Source organism: Streptomyces aculeolatus (assembly GCF_020400605.1).
Lineage (GTDB): Bacteria > Actinomycetota > Actinomycetes > Streptomycetales > Streptomycetaceae > Streptomyces > Streptomyces aculeolatus.
Genome location: NZ_JAINRD010000113.1, coordinates 1 through 441, shown reverse-complemented (window position 1 = coordinate 441; position 441 = coordinate 1). Strand labels below are relative to the sequence as shown.

At 68.9% G+C, this 441-nt stretch carries 1 protein-coding gene; it reads left to right on the top strand.

Annotated elements, in window-relative coordinates; all coding sequences use genetic code 11:
* Positions 1-441: DUF6851 domain-containing protein (locus LG396_RS38945; RefSeq protein WP_372483645.1), on the top strand; the 441-nt coding region annotated here is incomplete at both ends.

Here is a 441-nt window from a genome sequence, read left to right as displayed (position 1 = left end):
GTCTGGAACGTCCTGAAGAACGACGGCATGAACGTCCTCGGCCACGAGGGCGGCCGCAAGTACAACCCCCGGCCCTGGGCGGACTACACCGGCTACGTGCCGACGAACACCGCCTTCAAGCTGAACAACCCCTCGCGCTGGCAGCCGCAGCTCCAGCCCCACAACGGCCGCCGCGCCGGCGGCGGCCCCGGCGACCTGGGCATCTACGTCACCCAGCACTTCGTGACCCCGCAGATCGCGGTGACCCTGCCGCACATCTTCAAGGACCCGACCGCGTTCCCGCTTCCCCGGCCCGACTTCACGGACCACACCGACCGCCGCGCCTACAAGCGCTCCGTGGACGAGATCATCGAGGCGTCCGCCGCGCTCGACGACGAGCGCAAGGCGCTCGCCGAGATCATGGAGAACAAGCTCTGGGGCATCGGCCACTCGTCCATCGAG